Source organism: Lactococcus sp. S47 (genome assembly GCF_016517475.1).
In the GTDB taxonomy this organism is placed as follows: Bacteria; Bacillota; Bacilli; order Lactobacillales; family Streptococcaceae; genus Lactococcus; species Lactococcus lactis.
In genome coordinates this window covers 70,348-88,773 of the sequence record NZ_JACVUB010000004.1, presented here as the reverse complement: position 1 = coordinate 88,773, position 18,426 = coordinate 70,348, and the positions used below count along the sequence as shown (strand labels likewise).

Annotated in this window: 20 protein-coding genes and 1 tRNA gene; 5 read left to right on the top strand and 16 right to left on the bottom strand. The window is 34.3% G+C overall.

Annotation, left to right across the window (positions count from 1 at the left end):
• Window positions 1-112 precede the first annotated feature (112 nt).
• Window positions 113-1,228: an AI-2E family transporter gene (locus IAE52_RS05430; RefSeq protein WP_033899895.1), complete on the bottom strand. Its 1,116-nt coding sequence runs from the start codon at window positions 1,226-1,228 to the stop codon at window positions 113-115.
• A 148-nt stretch (window positions 1,229-1,376) separates the two neighbouring features.
• Between IAE52_RS05430 and IAE52_RS05425 the strand changes: the two genes are divergently transcribed.
• Entirely contained in the window at window positions 1,377-1,826 is a 450-nt protein-coding gene (locus IAE52_RS05425; protein ID WP_033899893.1) for a GNAT family N-acetyltransferase, read from the top strand.
• Window positions 1,827-1,867: 41 nt separating this feature from the next.
• On the opposite strand, the gene IAE52_RS05420 is transcribed toward IAE52_RS05425, so the two are convergent.
• The 3 genes from IAE52_RS05420 to IAE52_RS05410 form a co-directional block, all read right to left on the bottom strand.
• A tRNA-Met gene (locus tag IAE52_RS05420) sits at window positions 1,868-1,934 on the bottom strand.
• Window positions 1,935-1,999: 65 nt separating this feature from the next.
• A complete protein-coding gene (locus tag IAE52_RS05415) occupies window positions 2,000-2,791 on the bottom strand; it encodes a hypothetical protein (protein ID WP_109991152.1) in 792 nt (263 codons plus the stop codon).
• 822 nt (window positions 2,792-3,613) lie between these two features.
• Window positions 3,614-3,883, bottom strand: coding sequence for a hypothetical protein (locus tag IAE52_RS05410; protein WP_033899889.1), 270 nt, complete (start codon window positions 3,881-3,883; stop codon window positions 3,614-3,616).
• A 143-nt stretch (window positions 3,884-4,026) separates the two neighbouring features.
• On the opposite strand from IAE52_RS05410, the gene IAE52_RS05405 reads away from it, so the two are divergent.
• Window positions 4,027-4,602 (top strand): helix-turn-helix domain-containing protein, encoded by a 576-nt coding sequence (locus tag IAE52_RS05405; RefSeq protein WP_033899887.1) that lies wholly within the window; start codon window positions 4,027-4,029, stop codon window positions 4,600-4,602.
• An 11-nt stretch (window positions 4,603-4,613) separates the two neighbouring features.
• The gene (locus tag IAE52_RS05400; RefSeq protein ID WP_200136731.1) at window positions 4,614-5,198 is read left to right on the top strand and encodes a hypothetical protein; all 585 of its coding nucleotides are present in this window, start codon (window positions 4,614-4,616) and stop codon (window positions 5,196-5,198) included.
• Between the two features lie 136 nt (window positions 5,199-5,334).
• On the opposite strand, the gene IAE52_RS05395 is transcribed toward IAE52_RS05400, so the two are convergent.
• The 3 genes from IAE52_RS05395 to IAE52_RS05385 all read right to left on the bottom strand — a co-directional run bounded on the left by IAE52_RS05395 (window position 5,335) and on the right by IAE52_RS05385 (window position 9,688).
• Window positions 5,335-5,916 carry a uracil-DNA glycosylase family protein gene (locus tag IAE52_RS05395; protein WP_033899885.1) on the bottom strand — a complete coding sequence of 194 codons (582 nt, stop codon included), beginning with the start codon at window positions 5,914-5,916 and terminating at the stop codon, window positions 5,335-5,337.
• A 232-nt stretch (window positions 5,917-6,148) separates the two neighbouring features.
• On the bottom strand, window positions 6,149-8,971 hold the full coding sequence (gene uvrA / locus IAE52_RS05390; protein WP_017864935.1) for an excinuclease ABC subunit UvrA: 2,823 nt from the start codon (window positions 8,969-8,971) through the stop codon (window positions 6,149-6,151).
• A gap of 78 nt (window positions 8,972-9,049) precedes the next feature.
• Complete coding sequence (locus IAE52_RS05385; protein ID WP_003130310.1) at window positions 9,050-9,688, bottom strand: hypothetical protein; 639 nt, start codon at window positions 9,686-9,688, stop codon at window positions 9,050-9,052.
• A gap of 68 nt (window positions 9,689-9,756) precedes the next feature.
• On the opposite strand from IAE52_RS05385, the gene IAE52_RS05380 reads away from it, so the two are divergent.
• The gene (locus tag IAE52_RS05380) at window positions 9,757-10,281 is read left to right on the top strand and encodes a histidine phosphatase family protein (protein WP_015426995.1); all 525 of its coding nucleotides are present in this window, start codon (window positions 9,757-9,759) and stop codon (window positions 10,279-10,281) included.
• Complete coding sequence (locus IAE52_RS05375; protein WP_010906152.1) at window positions 10,278-10,592, top strand: GIY-YIG nuclease family protein; 315 nt, start codon at window positions 10,278-10,280, stop codon at window positions 10,590-10,592. The genes IAE52_RS05380 and IAE52_RS05375 overlap by 4 nt, the downstream gene beginning before the upstream one ends.
• 13 nt (window positions 10,593-10,605) lie before the next feature.
• Here the strand turns inward: IAE52_RS05375 and IAE52_RS05370 are convergent, their stop codons facing one another.
• The 9 genes from IAE52_RS05370 to IAE52_RS05330 all read right to left on the bottom strand — a co-directional run bounded on the left by IAE52_RS05370 (window position 10,606) and on the right by IAE52_RS05330 (window position 18,309).
• Window positions 10,606-11,955, bottom strand: coding sequence for an amino acid permease (locus IAE52_RS05370; RefSeq protein WP_017864937.1), 1,350 nt, complete (start codon window positions 11,953-11,955; stop codon window positions 10,606-10,608).
• A 482-nt stretch (window positions 11,956-12,437) separates the two neighbouring features.
• Window positions 12,438-13,355 (bottom strand): Gfo/Idh/MocA family protein, encoded by a 918-nt coding sequence (locus IAE52_RS05365; protein ID WP_033899877.1) that lies wholly within the window; start codon window positions 13,353-13,355, stop codon window positions 12,438-12,440.
• 31 nt (window positions 13,356-13,386) lie between these two features.
• Window positions 13,387-14,022, bottom strand: coding sequence for a thiamine diphosphokinase (locus IAE52_RS05360; RefSeq protein WP_033899876.1), 636 nt, complete (start codon window positions 14,020-14,022; stop codon window positions 13,387-13,389).
• Window positions 14,019-14,366 carry a nucleoside triphosphate pyrophosphohydrolase family protein gene (locus IAE52_RS05355; protein WP_012898400.1) on the bottom strand — a complete coding sequence of 116 codons (348 nt, stop codon included), beginning with the start codon at window positions 14,364-14,366 and terminating at the stop codon, window positions 14,019-14,021. The genes IAE52_RS05360 and IAE52_RS05355 overlap by 4 nt, the downstream gene beginning before the upstream one ends.
• 24 nt (window positions 14,367-14,390) lie before the next feature.
• Window positions 14,391-14,846 carry a hypothetical protein gene (locus tag IAE52_RS05350; RefSeq protein WP_021722656.1) on the bottom strand — a complete coding sequence of 152 codons (456 nt, stop codon included), beginning with the start codon at window positions 14,844-14,846 and terminating at the stop codon, window positions 14,391-14,393.
• Between the two features lie 142 nt (window positions 14,847-14,988).
• Window positions 14,989-16,332 (bottom strand): asparagine--tRNA ligase, encoded by a 1,344-nt coding sequence (asnS, locus tag IAE52_RS05345; protein WP_023189076.1) that lies wholly within the window; start codon window positions 16,330-16,332, stop codon window positions 14,989-14,991.
• Window positions 16,333-16,379: 47 nt separating this feature from the next.
• Window positions 16,380-16,691 (bottom strand): GIY-YIG nuclease family protein, encoded by a 312-nt coding sequence (locus IAE52_RS05340; RefSeq protein ID WP_109991153.1) that lies wholly within the window; start codon window positions 16,689-16,691, stop codon window positions 16,380-16,382.
• Window positions 16,688-17,869 (bottom strand): pyridoxal phosphate-dependent aminotransferase, encoded by a 1,182-nt coding sequence (locus tag IAE52_RS05335; protein WP_033899874.1) that lies wholly within the window; start codon window positions 17,867-17,869, stop codon window positions 16,688-16,690. The genes IAE52_RS05340 and IAE52_RS05335 overlap by 4 nt, the downstream gene beginning before the upstream one ends.
• Window positions 17,866-18,309 (bottom strand): DUF5590 domain-containing protein, encoded by a 444-nt coding sequence (locus tag IAE52_RS05330; protein ID WP_003130291.1) that lies wholly within the window; start codon window positions 18,307-18,309, stop codon window positions 17,866-17,868. Before IAE52_RS05330 ends, IAE52_RS05335 begins: the two co-directional genes overlap by 4 nt.
• Between the last annotated feature and the right edge of the window lie 117 nt (window positions 18,310-18,426).

Genomic DNA, 18,426 nt, shown 5'->3' with positions numbered 1-18,426 from the left:
TTGAGAAAAATATTATAGTGTTTATTTTTAACACTCAAAACTTTGCCAACTCAAATTTAATGAAAATGAGAGTTAACAATTTAGATAGAATTATTATATCATATTTTTGTTCTCATTTTGAAATAATTTTTCTTTGTTCGGCTTTATGATTATTATAAAGGCTATTGGCAAATTTAACAATCTCTTTGACTAAGCAATAAGCAGGAACAGCGATAATCATTCCTAAAATTCCATACAAACTTCCAGAAATTAACATGAGAATCATAACGGTTACTGGATGAACTTTAACAGCTGACCCCACAATTTTAGGATAAACCAGATTACCATCAAGCTGTTGCAAAACAAGGACATAGATAACGGCAATAAGTGCTGTTACTGGTCGATTAAAGGCCACCGTTACTATCATCGGTAAAACACCAATATATGGACCCGCATAAGGAATGAGATTTGTTACTCCAGCAAAGAGTGCAAAAAGAAAGGCATAAGGAATTCCAAGAACCATGTAACCAATAAAGACGACAATAAAGACAAGCAAGGCATCAAGCGCAACTCCTGAAATATAACGTGAAATCGTATGATTCATATTTTCAAGAAGTTCAAAGATATTCAATCTATCTTCGGTCAAAACATTTTCCTTCAAAAACGGAATAATCTTTTCACCATCTTTAAGCATATAGTAAAGTAAGATTGGTACCAAAATCATTACCATAACAATGCTTGTAATGATACCAACGATACTTCCAACACTAACCGTGATACTATTAAGCAAATTGTGCAAAATATCAGTATACGAAAGATTTAATTTCTCAACAAGACTATTAACATCAAGTTGGTCGTAGATTTGAGCGAATCGTGGATTATGTTGAAGCCCTTCAATCCAAGCCCTAACTTGTGGATAAGCTTTCCCAGTTGCATTAATTAGACTTGTCAACTGTGAAATTAAGCTTGGAATGACTGAGGCAACTGCAAAAATAATCATTCCTAAGATTAATAAAAGAACAATAAAAATTCCTAATACCTTTTTTATTCTTAACTTCTCTTCCATGAAAGTAACAACAGGATTAAAAACATAATATAAAAAACCTGCAATAATAAATGGGACAAATAAGAGCGTCAACAATGTTTTAATGGGTTGAAATACAAAATCAATCTGAGACAAGAGAAAGATTAACAAAGTAACGGCTAATATTTCCACTGTCCAGAAGAATAATTTACTATTTTTGAACATAAATTTCCTTTATTTAATATATTTTTGTCTTTCTTAAAATAAATGATTGAATAATTGTTATTTTAAATAACTTATTTCTGCTATTTTTAGACTATTTATATTATAATAAATCCAAGGCTTTTAAGCAAACTAATCTTTAGGAGAAATTATGGAAATTAGAGTAACTCGTGATACTATGTCTGATATTTATTTTGATGCTTTACGGATTCGTAATCAAGTTTTTGTCAAAGAACAAGGCGTTCCTTATGAACTTGAAGTTGGAAACGCTCTTGAAGAGGCCTCTTCTGTTCATTTTGTTCTTTATGACGATGGTCTTGCCAAAGGTACCGTTCGTTTGCTTGCTGATTTGGATGAAAAAAAAGCGCTAATTCAACGAATGGCAATTTTAAAAGAAGCAAGAGGTCATGGTTATGCAACTCTTCTAATCAATCGTCTGATTGAGTTTGCTAAAGAAAGCAAATTAAATAAATTAGAACTTCATGCACAACTTTCTGCCAAAGGTTTATATAGCAAACACGGCTTTAATGAGGTAGGGCAAGTTTTTGAAGAAGCTGGTATTCAACATATTCAAATGGAAAGAACTGAATTTAGCGATTAAAATATAAAAAAGCCTCTTATAATTAAGAGGCTTTTTATTTATGGTTATTGCTGGACTCAAACCAGCGACCAAATGTTATGAGCCGTTAGCTCTATCCAACTGAACTAACTATTAATAAACAGAAATTATTACTTTTTCAAAATAACTTATGAAAGAAATTAATACTATTTACTTTATTTAATCATTGACGTGTCCATAAATATTTTGGAAATAATTGTGTATTTGGAACTATCATTTTTATCCATCATCTCTAAATCTCCATCAGCATTAACCATGAACTCATTAATTTTAGTCTTATTAGCAATTGCTACTCCGCCATTTGGATCATCTGAATAATCTATTCTAAAAACATCCGCATAGACAATGTTATTTTCTAAATGAATATTTACATCATAGAATACATCAAATCCTGGATTGATACCTTCACTCTTAAAAAGTGCATCTTGAACAGCTACTACCCAGAATAATACTTCTTTTTCATTTAATTTTTTTTGATTGATTATAGGAAAATTTTTTGAAGATACCTTTAGGTTTGGATAATTTTCAAAATCTAGACTTTTTAAAAAGCCATTACTATCTATTGCAAAATAGTTCCTTGAATCAATCTGACCTTGTGTAATGTCAGTTCTTGCAATTCTTTCACCAGCATCGTTCCTTCTAATAATAATTCTTTCTGGTCTATCATCAAGAGGATGTTCTCCTTCATACATTGCAATCCATTGTTTGAATTGCAAATCAGATAGATTTTTTGTATCAACTATTTTGCTTTGTGGCGATGAGTGTGTGGACTGGCTTTGCTGTGAACTGCTGGGTTGAGTGGGATTATCACTTTGTGGACTTTTTTTCGTAACTTTTGATGATGTCTCCGCTTTAGAACTATTGCTTGTATTTGATTTTTGAGAGTTACATGCACCCAACGTCAAAAGTAATAACAAGGAAATTATGGTAATTGTAAATTTTTTCATAAATATACTCCTATATTTTATATTAATAAAAGACTATCATAAATAACAATTCAATACAAAGACTAAGGTTTTTTATAAAAAATGCCAGCAAATTGCTGACACCCATGTTTAAGAGTTTTATTATAACATAATTAGGCGACCATCAAAAATGAGGGGCGCCTATCTACAAACCGTATAATACCAAATATTGTTGAGGTCAGCAATCATGTAAACTGGTCGAATTCGATAAATTTGTATTTAAATTGGAAAATAAAAAAGCCACTCCAAAGAGTAGCTAATATGAATAACAGGAAGAGCCAACCGAAACTCATCCAGTAAGAATCCAACACGATTATTGAAGTTTTATAACATTTATATAAGTGGTCATCTTGTACTACATCACACTATACTTGTCAACTTATAAAAAAAGCGATCGGAGTAATAGGCGCTTAGAAGTATTTATGAAAAAGTTTATTTTTGGAAATGAATCTATTATATGCTTCTTTTATTGAATGAATAATAAAAAAACGTCTAATCAATTTAGACGCCTTGCTATACACTAGAATATTTTTATAGAATAGAAAACTCATAAAATAGGTTACTTTTTATGATAGAAACCGGTGCATAGATATTCTATATTATATGAAGTTGTATAGATATTTTCAAGTTAAATGGTCGATTAAAGCCAAAAGAAAAAGCACCGGAGGGTGAGAAATCTTTTAATGCTTATATAAATCAAAACATGTATCTATTGCAATAATATAAAATGTAGTTTCTATTCTCTTGCAAATAACTCTTCCCATGTTACTTAGGCGAAACGCCCAAAATTCTTCGCCTGCTTTTTTATTTCTCTCTGAATTTATAAAAGCTGGCGTAATTATCATAACCACTCCTTTCATTGCCTCTACAAATTAAATAGAGCTCATCATCAGTGAAAAGAAAACTTAGTCTTTTAAGAGTTTTTATTGATAGGTATAGGTTTTTCGCACGTTTATCATAGATTTGACCATCACTTCCATTTTTTAAAATTTTTCTTGAAAGTTCTCCAAAACTCATTATCCTTTCCAAAAGTTTCTGTTCAATTAAATTCCAAAAATCTTCCTCTTGTATCATTGTTTTCTCCTTCCTTTTTACAACAAATACCGTTTAAACAGTTCACCAAGAAAAATTACATATATTCTAAAAAATTCCATTGATTTATACTGTTTAATTCGTTATAATAACGGTAGAATAAATTTCAAGAAAGTGATGAAATAATGGGAAGAGGAACTTTAACACCTCAAGAAGAGGAATTAAAAAAACTTATTTCTAATAATATTAGACAAAAAATAAAAGAAAAAGGAGTTTCCCAAGCTGAATTTGCTAGAAAAGCTGGAATTCCTCCAACAACATTATCCGGCTATATAAAAGGAGTCACAAGACCTAATGCGGGTAATCTTCAAAAAATTTCTGATAGCTTAGGAATATTAAAATCTGATATTGATCCTTCATATAAAAAAGGCTACTCTTTAGAGGATTGGCAAAGTAAGCAAGAACAAACTTCAACTGTGGCCGAAATAGTGGAAGTCAGCAAGTCTCTAAATGATATACGGCAGGAAAAAGTTCTTAGTTTTGCTAAAAATGAGAAAAAAGAGCAAGAAAAAGAAAGTACAAAAATTGTTGCTTTGAAAAATGGAGAACAAAACCAAACCGTTGATCTGGCTGATTTAGTAGATGATAGCAAAGTTAATTGGGATAAATGGGTTTCATTTGACGGCAAACCTTTGACTGATGAAATAAAAAATGCCATGAAACTTGCTCTTGGGAAACGTTTGGAAGATAAGGATAAATAAGGAGGTTTTCTATGGGCAGACAGGAGCTTTTAGACTATCTCCTCAAAGAAATTGAAAAATGTGGCTTTGAGATTTTTGCAGTAGATACTTTTCCAATAGCTGCGGTGGTTAATGTGGATAACAAAATAATGGTTTATAATTTCAAGGATGCTTCTCCTTTTGAAGTCGCTCATGAACTGATCCATATTCTTAATAAAGACAATCATCGTGGAGAATACTTCGACGCAATAAATCCGCAAGAGGTAAGAGCAAACCATGAAGCGATTCTTCTTCTCTGGGAGATATTTGAAGCTAATGGCGGAAGTTATGAATATTTTAATGTCTTTGTTGATACGACGGATGCACCTTTTGAATTAGCTTATTCAATTATCAGCAAAGAATATTCGGAAATGCACCAAGCAATTACTGAAATATTTGAGGATGAAATCAAAGTCACTATTAATAAACAGGAAATACATGACTATATTGTTGATTATATTAGCTATTTTGATGTGATTGAATCGGTTAATATTTATCAATTTTTGGACCATTACCATCTGAATCATTGTTTGTATGAATTGGCGGAAAAAGAATTTCAGAAGATATCCTATGGATAGAACTGGCATAATTTGAATACATTGGCTTAAAATCTGAAAATAGTGATGTCAGAAAAATATATTGAGTAATTGGATATAAAAAAGTTACTAACATACTGTCAGTAACTTTTTTTATTACTGACAGCCTGTCAGTAATTTATTTCATTAATTGAGCAACTCTTTTTTTTAGTTCTGGTAAAAGTTCAGGCTCAAACCACGGATTTTTGGCTAACCAAATATTATTTCGTGGGCTGGGATGAACAAGCGGAAAATATTTTGGTAAGTAAGCTTCAAAATCACGAATCACTTCTGTTGTTTTTGCTGATGATTTTAAATTTAAATAATACTTTATGGCATAAGAACCTACTAGAATAAAAAGTTCAATCTCAGGCATTTCTTCTAAAAGTGCTTTATGCCATTTTTGAGCAAAACCTGCCCGAGGTGGCAGATCACCTGATTTTCCTTTTCCAGGAAAATAAAAATCTAAAGGCAAAATAGATATTTTATTTGACTCATAAAAAGTGGTTCGGTCAATTCCAAGCCAATCACGCAGGCGGTCACCTGACGGATCATTCCAAAAGAGTCGTGATTCTTGTGCTCGAATACCTGGCGCCTGACCAATAATACAAATTTTTGCTTCTTTATGGACAGAATAAAGCGGCTCTATCCCTTCTTTTGTATATTCTTTGTTCTGTGGGTCAGCTTTAATCGCTTCAAAAATTTCCTTAAATTTATCCATTTTCTTTCCTCAAAAGCGTAATCTAAGTTTATAGATTACGCTTTTTATTGTAAAACTTACTGACAGAAAGCTTATCTAATAAATATTTCTAAGATAAATCCTGTCAGTAAAATGCGACCAGAGGAAGCATTTTATCGGTGAACAAAGGAACTGGCAGTGAAGCTGACAGTTCTATCAACCCTCTACACTTACTGACAAGTCTTTTAATTACAAGTCTAAATTTCCATCAGTCCTATTTTTCCAATTTTGCTTTCAAATACTGACCAGTATAGCTGTCAGCAACTTTTGCTACCTCTTCTGGTCTTCCTTTGGCAAGAATTGTTCCACCACCAGCACCACCTTCTGGACCTAAGTCGATGATGTAATCTGCTGTTTTAATGACATCCAAATTATGTTCAATGACAACAATCGTATTTCCTTGTTCAACCAAACGGTCTAATACTTGAATCAGGGTCGCAATATCTTCACTGTGCAAACCAGTTGTTGGTTCATCCAAGATATAAAAAGCTTTACCATTTGAACGTTTTTGTAATTCAGAAGCTAATTTCATCCGTTGAGCTTCCCCACCTGATAAAGTAGTTGCCGGTTGTCCAAGCGTCACATATCCCAAACCTACATCAACAATCGTTTGGAGTTTACGTTCAATTTTTGGAATATGACGGAAGAATTCCAAGCCATCAGACACGCGCATATCGAGTACTTCCGAAATATTCTTCCCTTTATAATGAACTTCTAAAGTTTCTGAATTGTAACGTCTGCCATGGCAAACTTCACATGGAACATAAACATCCGGCAAGAAATGCATTTCAATTTTGATGATTCCATCACCAGAACAGGCTTCACAACGTCCACCTTTAACATTAAATGAGAAACGTCCTTTTTTATAACCACGAATTTTTGCTTCATTTGTATTGGCAAATAAATCACGAATGTCATCAAAGACGCTGGTATAAGTAGCCGGATTTGAACGTGGAGTTCGACCAATTGGACTTTGGTCAATATCAATCAAACGCTCAATTCCTTCATAACCAGTAATTTTTTTATGCTTACCAGGTTTCTCTGAGTTGTGATTCAATTTTTGAGCTAATGATTTCTTTAAAATACTGTTAACTAAAGTTGATTTACCAGAACCAGAAACCCCAGTTACAGCCGTCATAACTCCCATTGGAAACTCAACGTCAAGGTTTTGCAAGTTGTTCTCACTTGCACCTGTAATCTTGACCATTTTTTTCTTATCAATGGCTCGACGTTTTTCGGGAACTGGAATGGCTCTTTTTCCTGACAAATATTGCCCTGTCAGTGATTTTTTATTTTTCATGACTTGTTTTGGTGTTCCAGAGGCAATAATTTCACCTCCTAAATCACCTGCCCCAGGGCCAACATCAATGAGCCAATCGGCTGCCATCATCGTGTCCTCATCATGTTCAACGACAATTAAGGTATTCCCCAAATCACGCATCTTTTGTAAAGACTCAATCAATCTGTCATTATCTCTTTGATGTAAACCAATGGAAGGTTCATCCAGAATATACAAAACGCCTGATAAATTTGAACCAATTTGTGTCGCTAAACGAATGCGTTGTGACTCTCCACCAGAAAGTGTTCCGCTTGAACGAGATAGCGTAAGATAATCCAAACCAACATTTTTCAAGAAAGTCAAACGGTCTTTAATTTCTTTCAAAATAGGTTTTGCGATAATTTCATTATTTGCAGAAAGAACTAAACTTTTCACATAATCAAGTGTATCGCCAATTGACAGAATTGAAAATTCAGCAATATTTTTCTCTCCCACTTTAACAGAAAGTGCTTGATCATTTAAACGATAACCATGACAAGTCGTACAAGTCAATTCAGTCATGTAAGAACGCGCCATTTCTCTAGCTGACTCACTCATTCCTGAACGATAACGACGCCAAAGATTAGGAATGACCCCAACAAAGGTCATATCTTGGTCACGTAATCCAAAATCTCCTTCGTGCAGAAAATGGAAAAGTTTATCTCCATTTCCATATAAAACAATTTGTTGTTCTTTTTCTGACAGTTTTTCCCAAGGCCTATCTAAATCAATGCCGAATTGCTCCATTGCTTGCTCTAAAAGAGCAGGGTAATAAGTTGAGGCTTTCCCATACCAATAAATAATTGCCCCCTCACGCAGTGTTTTGCTTGTATCAGGAATCAATAAATCGACATCGGGTTCCAATTTAACTCCTAAACCATCACAATCTGGGCATGAGCCAAAAGGAGCATTGAATGAGAAAAGACGTGGTTCAAGTTCTGGAACGGTAAATCCACAAACTGGACAGGCATAAAATTCACTAAATAGAAGCTCTGAACCATCCATTTTATCAACAATAACATAACCCTCAGCCTGATGAAGCGCAGCCTCTACAGAGTCAAAAAGACGCGAACGAATTCCTTCTTTTACAACAATCCGGTCAATAACAATTTCAATGTTGTGCTTTTTATTTTTATCAAGTTCTGGAACTTCTGAAATATCATAAACTTCGCCATCAACACGAACACGAACATAACCATCTTTTTGGATACGCTCAAACATTTTAACATGAGTCCCTTTTTTGGTACGTACGACAGGAGCGAGAATTTGTAAACGTGTTTTTTCAGGGAGTTCAAGAATTTGTTCAACAATTTCTTCAACTGACTGTGCCGAAATTTTTCCATGACCATTCACACAATATGGCGTCCCAACACGGGCGTATAATAGACGCAAATAGTCATTAATTTCCGTAACCGTCCCGACTGTTGAGCGAGGATTTTTAGAAGTTGTTTTTTGGTCAATAGAGATTGCTGGCGACAAACCATCAATTGAATCAACATCTGGTTTATCCATATTTCCTAAAAACTGTCTGGCATAAGCTGACAAAGATTCAACATATCGACGTTGACCTTCTGCATATAAAGTTTCAAAGGCCAGAGATGATTTCCCAGACCCTGAAACCCCAGTAACAACAACTAATTTATCTCTTGGAATTTCAACATCTATATTTTTTAAATTGTGCTCACGTGCACCATGTATTACTATTTTATCTTGTGGCATTTATTTTCCTTTTATTATTTTGTTTTGATTGCAGATATTGGTGTCTTCTCCATAGTGAAGGTGTATATTCATGTTTTTTTATTTTTTAAAATAATGTTCTACTTCATCTTCGAGTGCTTGAATATCATGTTTGACTTGCTCACCCATTTCATGGTTAGATTTTTCGATAGTTTCCATCGTATTTCTAGCCATCTTTCGAGCTTCATTCATAATGGAACGGCAACCTGCATCATCCGTTTCTTTCATTTTTTCATCATATTCTATATGAATTTTTCTTGTAAATTCATTGATGTCATGCATCAATGTCTCAAAATTTGAGCGGACCTTGATCTGAGTATTTTCAAAATAAGGCTTACGGTCATCAATCACCAGATTTAAAAGCATCATTTGATAATTTAAATCTGCTGCATTACGATCTCTTGACATCGTATTCTCATTAATACGAATAATGCGTCGCTGATTACTAGAGTCATTTGTACTTTCAAAATGACGTTGTTCTAAGCGGTCCATGTTAAGTTGAATTGTTACTCGCATCAACACTTGTGAGATATGAAGATAATCATAAAACCATTTAATAAAATCGTCTTTTTGCTTATGAAGCATTTCGATAGATAGAGTGGTTGAATGACGTCTTTTTCCAGCTTGATATTCCGCAAAAGCAATAACTGCGGTTACAATTATTGCAAGACTTGAAAGAATCGTAAGTGAAGTAATCATACTCTTATTATACCACGAATGGCAAGCTAGCTCTTAACTTTGGCTACGTTAAATGGTATAATCTGACTATGAAATTATATTTAGTCAGACATGGTGAAACGCGAAGTATTCAGCAAAATTTGCTGACGGGTTGGTTGAACAGTCCTCTCACTGGCACAGGAATTCAACAGTCCGAAATTTTAGCTGACAAACTTTCGTCAGTAAAATTTGACTTGATTTTATCATCAGATTTACAAGGTGCTAAGGAAACTGCAATGATAATTTCTAATAAAATAGGAGCCTTACTACTCTTTGAACCTTTATTACGTGAACGAGGCCTTGGAAAATTGGAAAATCAAACAAAAGAAAATCGAGATTGGGCACAACTTAATATAGAAAATGAAGAAAATCTTACTTTAGGTATTGAATCTCTTGCTTCAATTCATGAACGTGCTAAAATATTTTTAGAAAAACTTCCTCAACTTTTTCCTTCTGCTCAAAATATTCTCATTGTTTCTCACAATGGAATGATTAATCAATTTCAAAAGATTTGGGAGCCTACTCATGAATTTACTCCTTTTGAATTTCTCACTATTTTAGAAAAAAACTTATGAACCAATATTTTACTTACATTTTACAATGCTCAGATAAGACTCTCTACTGTGGCTATACCACTGATTTAGAAAAAAGACTTGCCACTCATAACTCTGGTAAAGGGGCGAAATATACAAAAACAAGATTGCCAGTGAAGCTGCTTGCCTCTGTTGATTTTGATAATAAAAATGATGCCATGTCTTGTGAATGGTGGTTTAAACATAAACTTGTTCGCAAGCAAAAATTGTCACTTATCAAAAATGATTTAATCAAAGAAAAGTTTATTGAATACCTAGAGCTCAAACAAAAGAAAAACATTCATTTAAAATGAATGTTTTTTATTATTATGCTTTTTTCTTTCGGTAAGTAAAGTAAGAAAGGAGGCAAATCACTAGAGCAAAGACTGACAAAGTCCATGGATTAGTGACAATTTGCATGATAAAGATAATCGTTAAAGCAATAAGCACAACAAGTGTTGCCAACTTAACAAACCAATTCGTTACTTCTTTATGTTTAAAATATAAAACAAGAGCAGCGACTAAAAGGAGAATCCAAACAATTGAAATCGTAAATGAAATCGAACCAGCCACAAATTGCCAGAATCCATCACCCAAAATTGCTGACAAAAGTACACCAATAAACAAAACAAATGATGAAACTAAAATCGCATTCGTTGGGACTTGGTTTTTAGATAATTTGCCCAATCTTTGACCCACATAAGAATTTGAACCTTGAATGCGTGAATAGAGTGAGCGTGAAGTGGCATAAATTGCTGAGTTAACCGCTGAGAAAATTGCAATAACAATAATTACGAGAACGATTTTATCAGCGTGTGGAATTCCTACTCGAGCAAAAATTGTAGCAAATGGACTTGCTGCATCTGGATTTGAAACTTCGCTCCATGGTAATAAATGCAAGAATAAAAAGATTGGAATAACATAAAAACTAATAATCCGAATTAAAACACCTCGAATAGCTCTCGGAATCGCTACTTTTGGATTTTCCGTTTCAGCAACTGTAATTGCTGCCAATTCAGAACCACCAAATGAGAAAATAACAACCAATAATGAAGTTAAAAATCCTGAAAAGCCATTAGGAGCAAAGCTTGGTGCTGTACTTTTAGTCGATACTTTTTGAGCGGTATCAGCAACAAAACCAAGATGAGCATCATTAATAACTAATAAATAAATTCCGAGTGCAATTAAAATTAAAATAACAGCGACTTTAATAAAGGCAAGCCAATATTCCGTTTCGGCAAAAGCTCTAACTGACCAGAGATTAATTGCTGTTCCAAGAACTGCTACAATCAGGGCGAAAACCCATAATGGCACTCCAGGAATTAGCATGGCAAGGAAAGTTGATACCCCTGCTTCTTCTGCAATTAGGACGGCCATCCAAGTTGCCCAGTAAACCCAGTCCGCAAAATGCGCCCAGTGGTCCCCAATAAAAGGAGCAACAACTCCGGCCATTCCAGCCTTATGTTCATCTTGATGGATGACCATTTTCCCAACACCATACATAACAACATAAAGTGTCAGTCCAGCTAAGATGTATGAGAGTAATACACTTGGCCCAGCCTGTGCAATGACTTTTCCAGAACCTAAAAATAGTCCTGAACCAATCGCTCCCCCAAGTGAGAGCATAACAATGTGGCGAGTCTTTAAAGAAGACTTCAAGCCTGTAGAATTTTCCATAAAATTCCTCTTTTCTAATGTGTGAAAGCAAAGCTTTCTTTTATAAGTTCCCTTCCATTCATCTAGCAAAACCCTGCTTGGAGTCGGTCTTTACGATTAATTTTACTTTAGAGTCGAAAGAAAGGGTAAAAAAATTAAAAAAGAAAGACCAGATAGTTTTTACTATCCGGTCTTCTTTGAATCCCGGCGCAGAAACTTGAGTATACTCAAAAGTTGTATCTACGCCAATTGCATAAACACAAACTATCTGCACCAAAAATAAAAGACTTTAGATTGTTGTGTTGTCATGCGGACTCCTTTTCTTAATTTTTTTATAATTATACTTTTTTATTGACAATAATGCAAGGCTCAGCCTAAAAAAATACTGACAGAAATTTTTTAACTCTGTCAGTATTTTTAAGATAGTCTAATATTTCTGTCATAGGATAGCTGTGACTGCTTTAGCAGTTTACAGATATGCTAATATTTCTGTCAGTAACTTTTCATTTTAACATTTGGTCAATGATTTCGTGGGATTTTAGAATATTTTCTTGTCTAAGTTCTGTCAGTAATTCTTGACGATTTTGACCATCAAATTTTTCAACCGCTAGAACCATGGCAGAAATGATTTCATCAAAACCACGATTGTATGTCGCACTTTGCCAACCACTTATTCCAAATTTTTGACGGTCAATTCCTGTAAATTTTTCAAGTTCGCACAGTTCTGACAAGCGAAGGCTTTCTCTAGGACTTTCTACTGTAAATTCTTCAGTAAAGGCACCAGCTTCTAAGTTCATTGTGGCAATTCCACTCGTTGTCGCTGTTTCTAGCATAACAATTGCTCTTGTTAATTGCCCGTCTTGATTCTTCTTTAATGAATAATTGACTTCTAAAATCTCATCATCTAGCAAATAAATCAAGGTGTCCAGAGGGTGAATAAAAATATCGTACATTGAAAATGTAATTTTTTCACTGGCAGAATTTGCTAAATTTTTACTTACTTTCACCATATTTTTATCTGGGAGAGCTTTTAATTTAGCTGTTTGTGGTGCAAATCTGCGATTAAAAGCGACGACAAATAAAGTATTATTTTGGTCAGCAATTTTTTGCAATTCTTTTACTTCGGCTAATTTTTCTGAAACAGGTTTATCCATTAAAACAGGAACTCCCGCTGACAAATATCTTTTAGCTAACTCAAAATGTTGGGAAGTTGCCGCATGAATAATAACCAAATCCACAGTTTCTAGTGCTGACAAGTCCTCTGTCGCATATTCAAATTTATAATGTTTGCGAACTTCTTCAGCTTTTTCCCACTGACGAGAATACAAAATAAAACGATGGTCCGCCTGCATTTTCGCATAAACTGGTAAATAAGCCTTACTTGCAATATTTGATGTTGCCCCAATGACTCCAATAATCATACTTTTTCCGTTCTCCTTAACCTCTTATTATTTATTTTTTATGCGAATCGCCTGAATAAATTACAATGACCATTCCCTGATTGAATGAAACTTTCATTTGGTCACTGATAAATTCATTACTAGCATAGATTTGACTAAAATTATCCTCTGCTTTCAAAGGATATTTTGCTTCTTCAATGGCTAAACTATCCTTTGTTTCTACTTGAACAAATCCAACATATTGGTAAGTTGGCTTTCTCTTTAGTAAATGCTGACCAGGCAACAAATAGGTCATCAAATTTTGTCGGTCAACTAAAGTCATTTTTGGAGCGAGGGCTTGATATTTTGGTCGTGTTGCTAAATAAACATTGGTCAGTAAATGGTCCAAACGTCCACCTAAAGCACCAGCAATTACAATTTCCGCATCAGCAAAATACTCTAAAACAAAATCTAAAGCCGCTTCTAAATCTGTCAAATCTTTTTCAGCAGGCAATTTAATCAATCTGTCAGTACTGACAGAAATTTTTTCAAGTTCAATTTTACTGACAGAATCAAAATCACCAATTGCTAGAGCCAATTGATAACCTTTTTCCACTAAAAATAGTGACCCTCTATCCACACCAATATATTTATCAAAACTTTCATTAGGTATAAAATCTGGCAAACCAGCCACAATCAATATTTTCATCTCTCATCCCCTGAGCCTGAAATCTTGCCACGGCTCAATCGACTCTCTAATTTCTCAATATTTTCACTCGCAATTTGTTCAAGAGAAATTCCTAGATAACGTGCACTCGTTGCTACATACCAAAGAATATCACCAAGCTCCTGACCGATGGCCTTTTTATCATTGACTGACAGCTTTCCCTCTTGATCGCGGATAACTTTTTTTACCTTGTCAGCCACTTCACCTGCTTCACCAGATAATCCCAAAACTTTATCCACAAATGCAAAATCTACTTCATTTTGACTCTCTATTTTTTCATTCAAATCAAATTTGATAATTGCTTTTTGGTAAGCATCTAAATCCATTTTCTCCCCTTTAAGATTACAAAATTACTTTTTAAATTTTTTTCTCATTTTCACTTCCATAAAAATATCAGCTAAAATTGCCAAAACCATTTCCTGATAGTCTGCTTCGTCAATCAGAGCATGACGTAAACAACCTTGTTCATAATAAAGGTCACAAAGTTGTCTAAAAAGTCTGTGGTATTGTGCCACTTCATCTGGCAATCCTCGCATATTTTCATAAGCCATGTTGACAAATAATAAAAGCATCACCTCTTCATCAAGATTTTCTGGTTTGATTAAATATGAACGATAAGCACTAATGACAAACTCTGCAATAAAATCGGCCACAAACTGCGAATCAAGATAATCATATTTATAAATCTCATAAGTCATCAAAGCTCTTTCAGCCATTCGCTCAGCTAACTGCCTTGTTGCCAAATCTATCATTGCTTCATATTCATCATCCGACCACTTCATCCGAGGTTCTTCTTTATTTTTCATAAGTTAATTATATCACAGTCTTGCAAAGGCTATCATTCTCCAAATTTATTAATCATTTCATACAATATTCTTTTAAAACTAGCATTAAACCTCTTAATAGTAAAAATAAAAAACCTCTTAAAGTAGAGGTTTTTTATTTTTATTAAGGTTGGATACGGTTAATCATACGTGGGAATGGAATTGCTTCACGAATGTGTTCTGTCCCAGCGACAAAAGTAACCATACGTTCAAGACCAAGTCCGAAACCAGCATGAGGAACTGAACCAAATTTACGAAGTTCTAAATACCAATCATAATCTTTAGGATCTAAACCGAAATCAGCAATTTTCTTAAGTAACAAATCATAATCAGTTTCACGTTCTGAACCACCAATGATTTCGCCATAGCCTTCTGGAGCCAAAAGGTCAGCACACAAAACGCGTTCTGGGTTACCAGGGACTGGTTTCATGTAGAAAGCTTTAAAACTTGCAGGATAGTTGACGATAAATGTTGGAACACCATAGTAATTTGAAATCCATGTTTCATGAGGCGAACCGAAGTCATCCCCATGTTCTACATGCTCATAATCTGTATCTTCATCATTTTCGTGTGCTTGCAACAAATCAATAGCCTCATCATAAGAAACACGTTTGAAAGGTGTATCAATATACTTTTGCAACATGCTTGTATCACGTTCAAGTGTTTCAAGAGCATAAGCAGCATTATCCAAAACACCTTGAATCAAAGCTTTCACATAAGCTTCTTGAATATCCAATGATTCATCATGAGTAACAAATGGATATTCTGCATCCATCATCCAAAATTCTGTCAAATGACGACGAGTTTTTGATTTTTCAGCACGGAATACTGGTCCAAAGTCGAAAACACGTCCAAGAGCCATTGCTCCAGCTTCAAGATAAAGTTGTCCTGATTGTGACAAGAAAGCAGAATTACCAAAATAATCTGTTTCAAAGAGTTCTGTTGTGTTTTCAGCAGCATTTCCAGAAAGAATTGGGCTATCAAATTTAATGAAGCCATTTTTCGCAAAGAAATCATAACTTGCATAGATGATTGCATTACGCACTTGCATCATTGCCATTTGACGTTTTGAACGCAACCATAAATGACGATTATCAAGGAGGAATTCAACACCGTGTTCTTTTGGTGTAATTGGATAATCATGTGATTGACCAATCACTTCCAAATCAGTCACATCAAGTTCATAACCAAATTTTGAACGTGAATCTTCTTTAACGACACCTGTCACATAAACTGAAGTTTCTTGTGAGAGATGTTTAATTTCATCAAATTTAGCTGTTCCTTCTTCTTCACCAAATTTTTCAATCATATTTGGTTTGAAAACAACAGCTTGGAAAAATGCTGTTCCATCGCGAAGTTGAAGAAATTGAAGTTTCCCTTTACCTGATTTGTCAGCAACCCAAGCGCCGATTTTTACTGTTTCACCAACGTGGTCTTTGACGTCGATGATTGAAATTAAGTCTTTCATAAATAAGTCCTTCTATATTTTAATTTTATAATTTTTAAATAATACTTTTATAACTTTTCAAGCCAGATTTCTTTTAAAGTTTTTAAATCATCTTTGAATTCTTTAATGGTTTGGAGCTCATCTTTTTCTAATTCTTCAAGAACTTCCAATTCAAAATCAGCTGTTTTCGCTGCTTTTTCAATGGCATAAGGTAAGCCAATTCCCGTTTTTTTGGCAAATTCAAAACGATTTTTTACACCTGCTAAATCTGGTGCTATATCAATATAGCGTTCATTCGTTTCGAGATTCTTATAAGCAACAACTGCTCCAACTTTTTTTGAAAGTTTATAGGCCGATTTTGCTTCTTTCTTATCGATCATTCATTCATCCAATCTTTTAAACGTGCCACTGCAACTTCTAAATTTTCAAGACTTGTTGCATAGCTCAAGCGCACATTTTCTGGAGAACCAAAACCTGCTCCTGTAACCAAGGCGACACCTGCTTCTTCAAGAATAGCAGTTGTAAAATCAGTCACATCACTATAGCCTTTCATCGCCATTGCCTTAGTCACTTTCGGGAATAAATAGAAAGCACCATTTGGTTTTACAAGTTCAAATCCTGGAACCTCAGAAAGTTGACCATAAATGATATTTAAACGTTCTTCAAATGCTGCATGCATTATCTCAAAACTATTATCTCTTTCTTCAAAAGCTTCTATTGCTGCGTATTGAGCGACAGCAGTTGGATTAGAAGTCGTTTGGCTCGCAATCTTAGTCATCGCAGAAATAATTTCTGGATCACCTACAGCTAGTCCAATCCGCCAACCAGTCATTGCAAATGTTTTAGAAACACCATTAATCACTGTCGTTCTTTTCCGAATTTCATCAGATAGACTTGAAATTGCTGTAAATTCCGCTCCATTATAAACTAAACGATGATAAATATCATCTGCCAAAATTAATAAATCATGAGCAAGAGCCCACTCTCCAATGGCTGTTAATTCTTCTTTAGAATAAATCATTCCTGTTGGATTAGAAGGTGAATTGAGTAATAAAATTTTACTTTTACTTGTTCTTGCTTCTTCTAATTGCTCAACCGTAACTTTGAAATTATTTTCTTGCTTGGCTTCTACAATTACCGGATTTCCTCCAGCCATTTTCACTTGGTCAACATAAGAAACCCAGTAAGGAGCAGGAATGATTACCTCATCGTCAGGGTCAACAGTTGCCATAAAGTAAGCATAAAGGGCAAACTTTGCTCCAGCTGTAATCAATATTTCATTTGGTTGAATTTCATAATTATAAAAACGCGTCCAATAATGTTGAACTGCATTTTTTAATTCTGGAAGTCCACCAGCTTGTGTATAAAAGCTCGCCTTGCCATTATCGATTGCTTCAATAGCTGCTTGACCAATTATTTTTGGTGTTGAAAAGTCTGGCTGACCAAGTGTCAGGTCAATAATATCTCGCCCTTGTGCTTTTAATGCTTTTGCGCGATTTGCCGCAGCAAGAGTGACGGACTCATCCATTTTTAATACAAAATCAGAATTTTTTTTCATATCAACTCTTTCCCTGACTCAAAGTCATAAACTTTAAAACCATTGCTATTATTTACTTCCCAAGCCGGTTTCCCTTTGTAAAGCGCTAAGACAACTGATTTCGTATCTTTTGTCGTTAAGCTTGCTGGTGAAACCCCTTGCGATAATTTAACTTCTTTAATTTTACCAGATTTTTTTGGAATTAGAATTCCAATTTCTTGATTCGCTTTATTAAGGCCAACAATTGAATAAGTCACGGTGTCAGTTGCAGCAATATCAAATCCTGTCGCTTTAACTAAATCTGTTTTTTCTGTGGCAATGTCAATCGCTTGCGCTCGAACGGAATGATAAGGATTTAGACTCTTCCAAAAGAAAAGACTGATAGACAAATAAATGGCTAAAATTATCACTAAAATTCCAATTATAATTTGCGAATGTCGAGTCATTTTTCGCTTTTTCATATTTTTCTTCTTTCAAAATTTGAGAAAATCTTTTTTCAAAGATTATTTGAAGGCTTATTAGTAAAATTTCTCATGATTAGGAAAAAATAATTTGTCCAATTTCCCATTTTAAGTTTT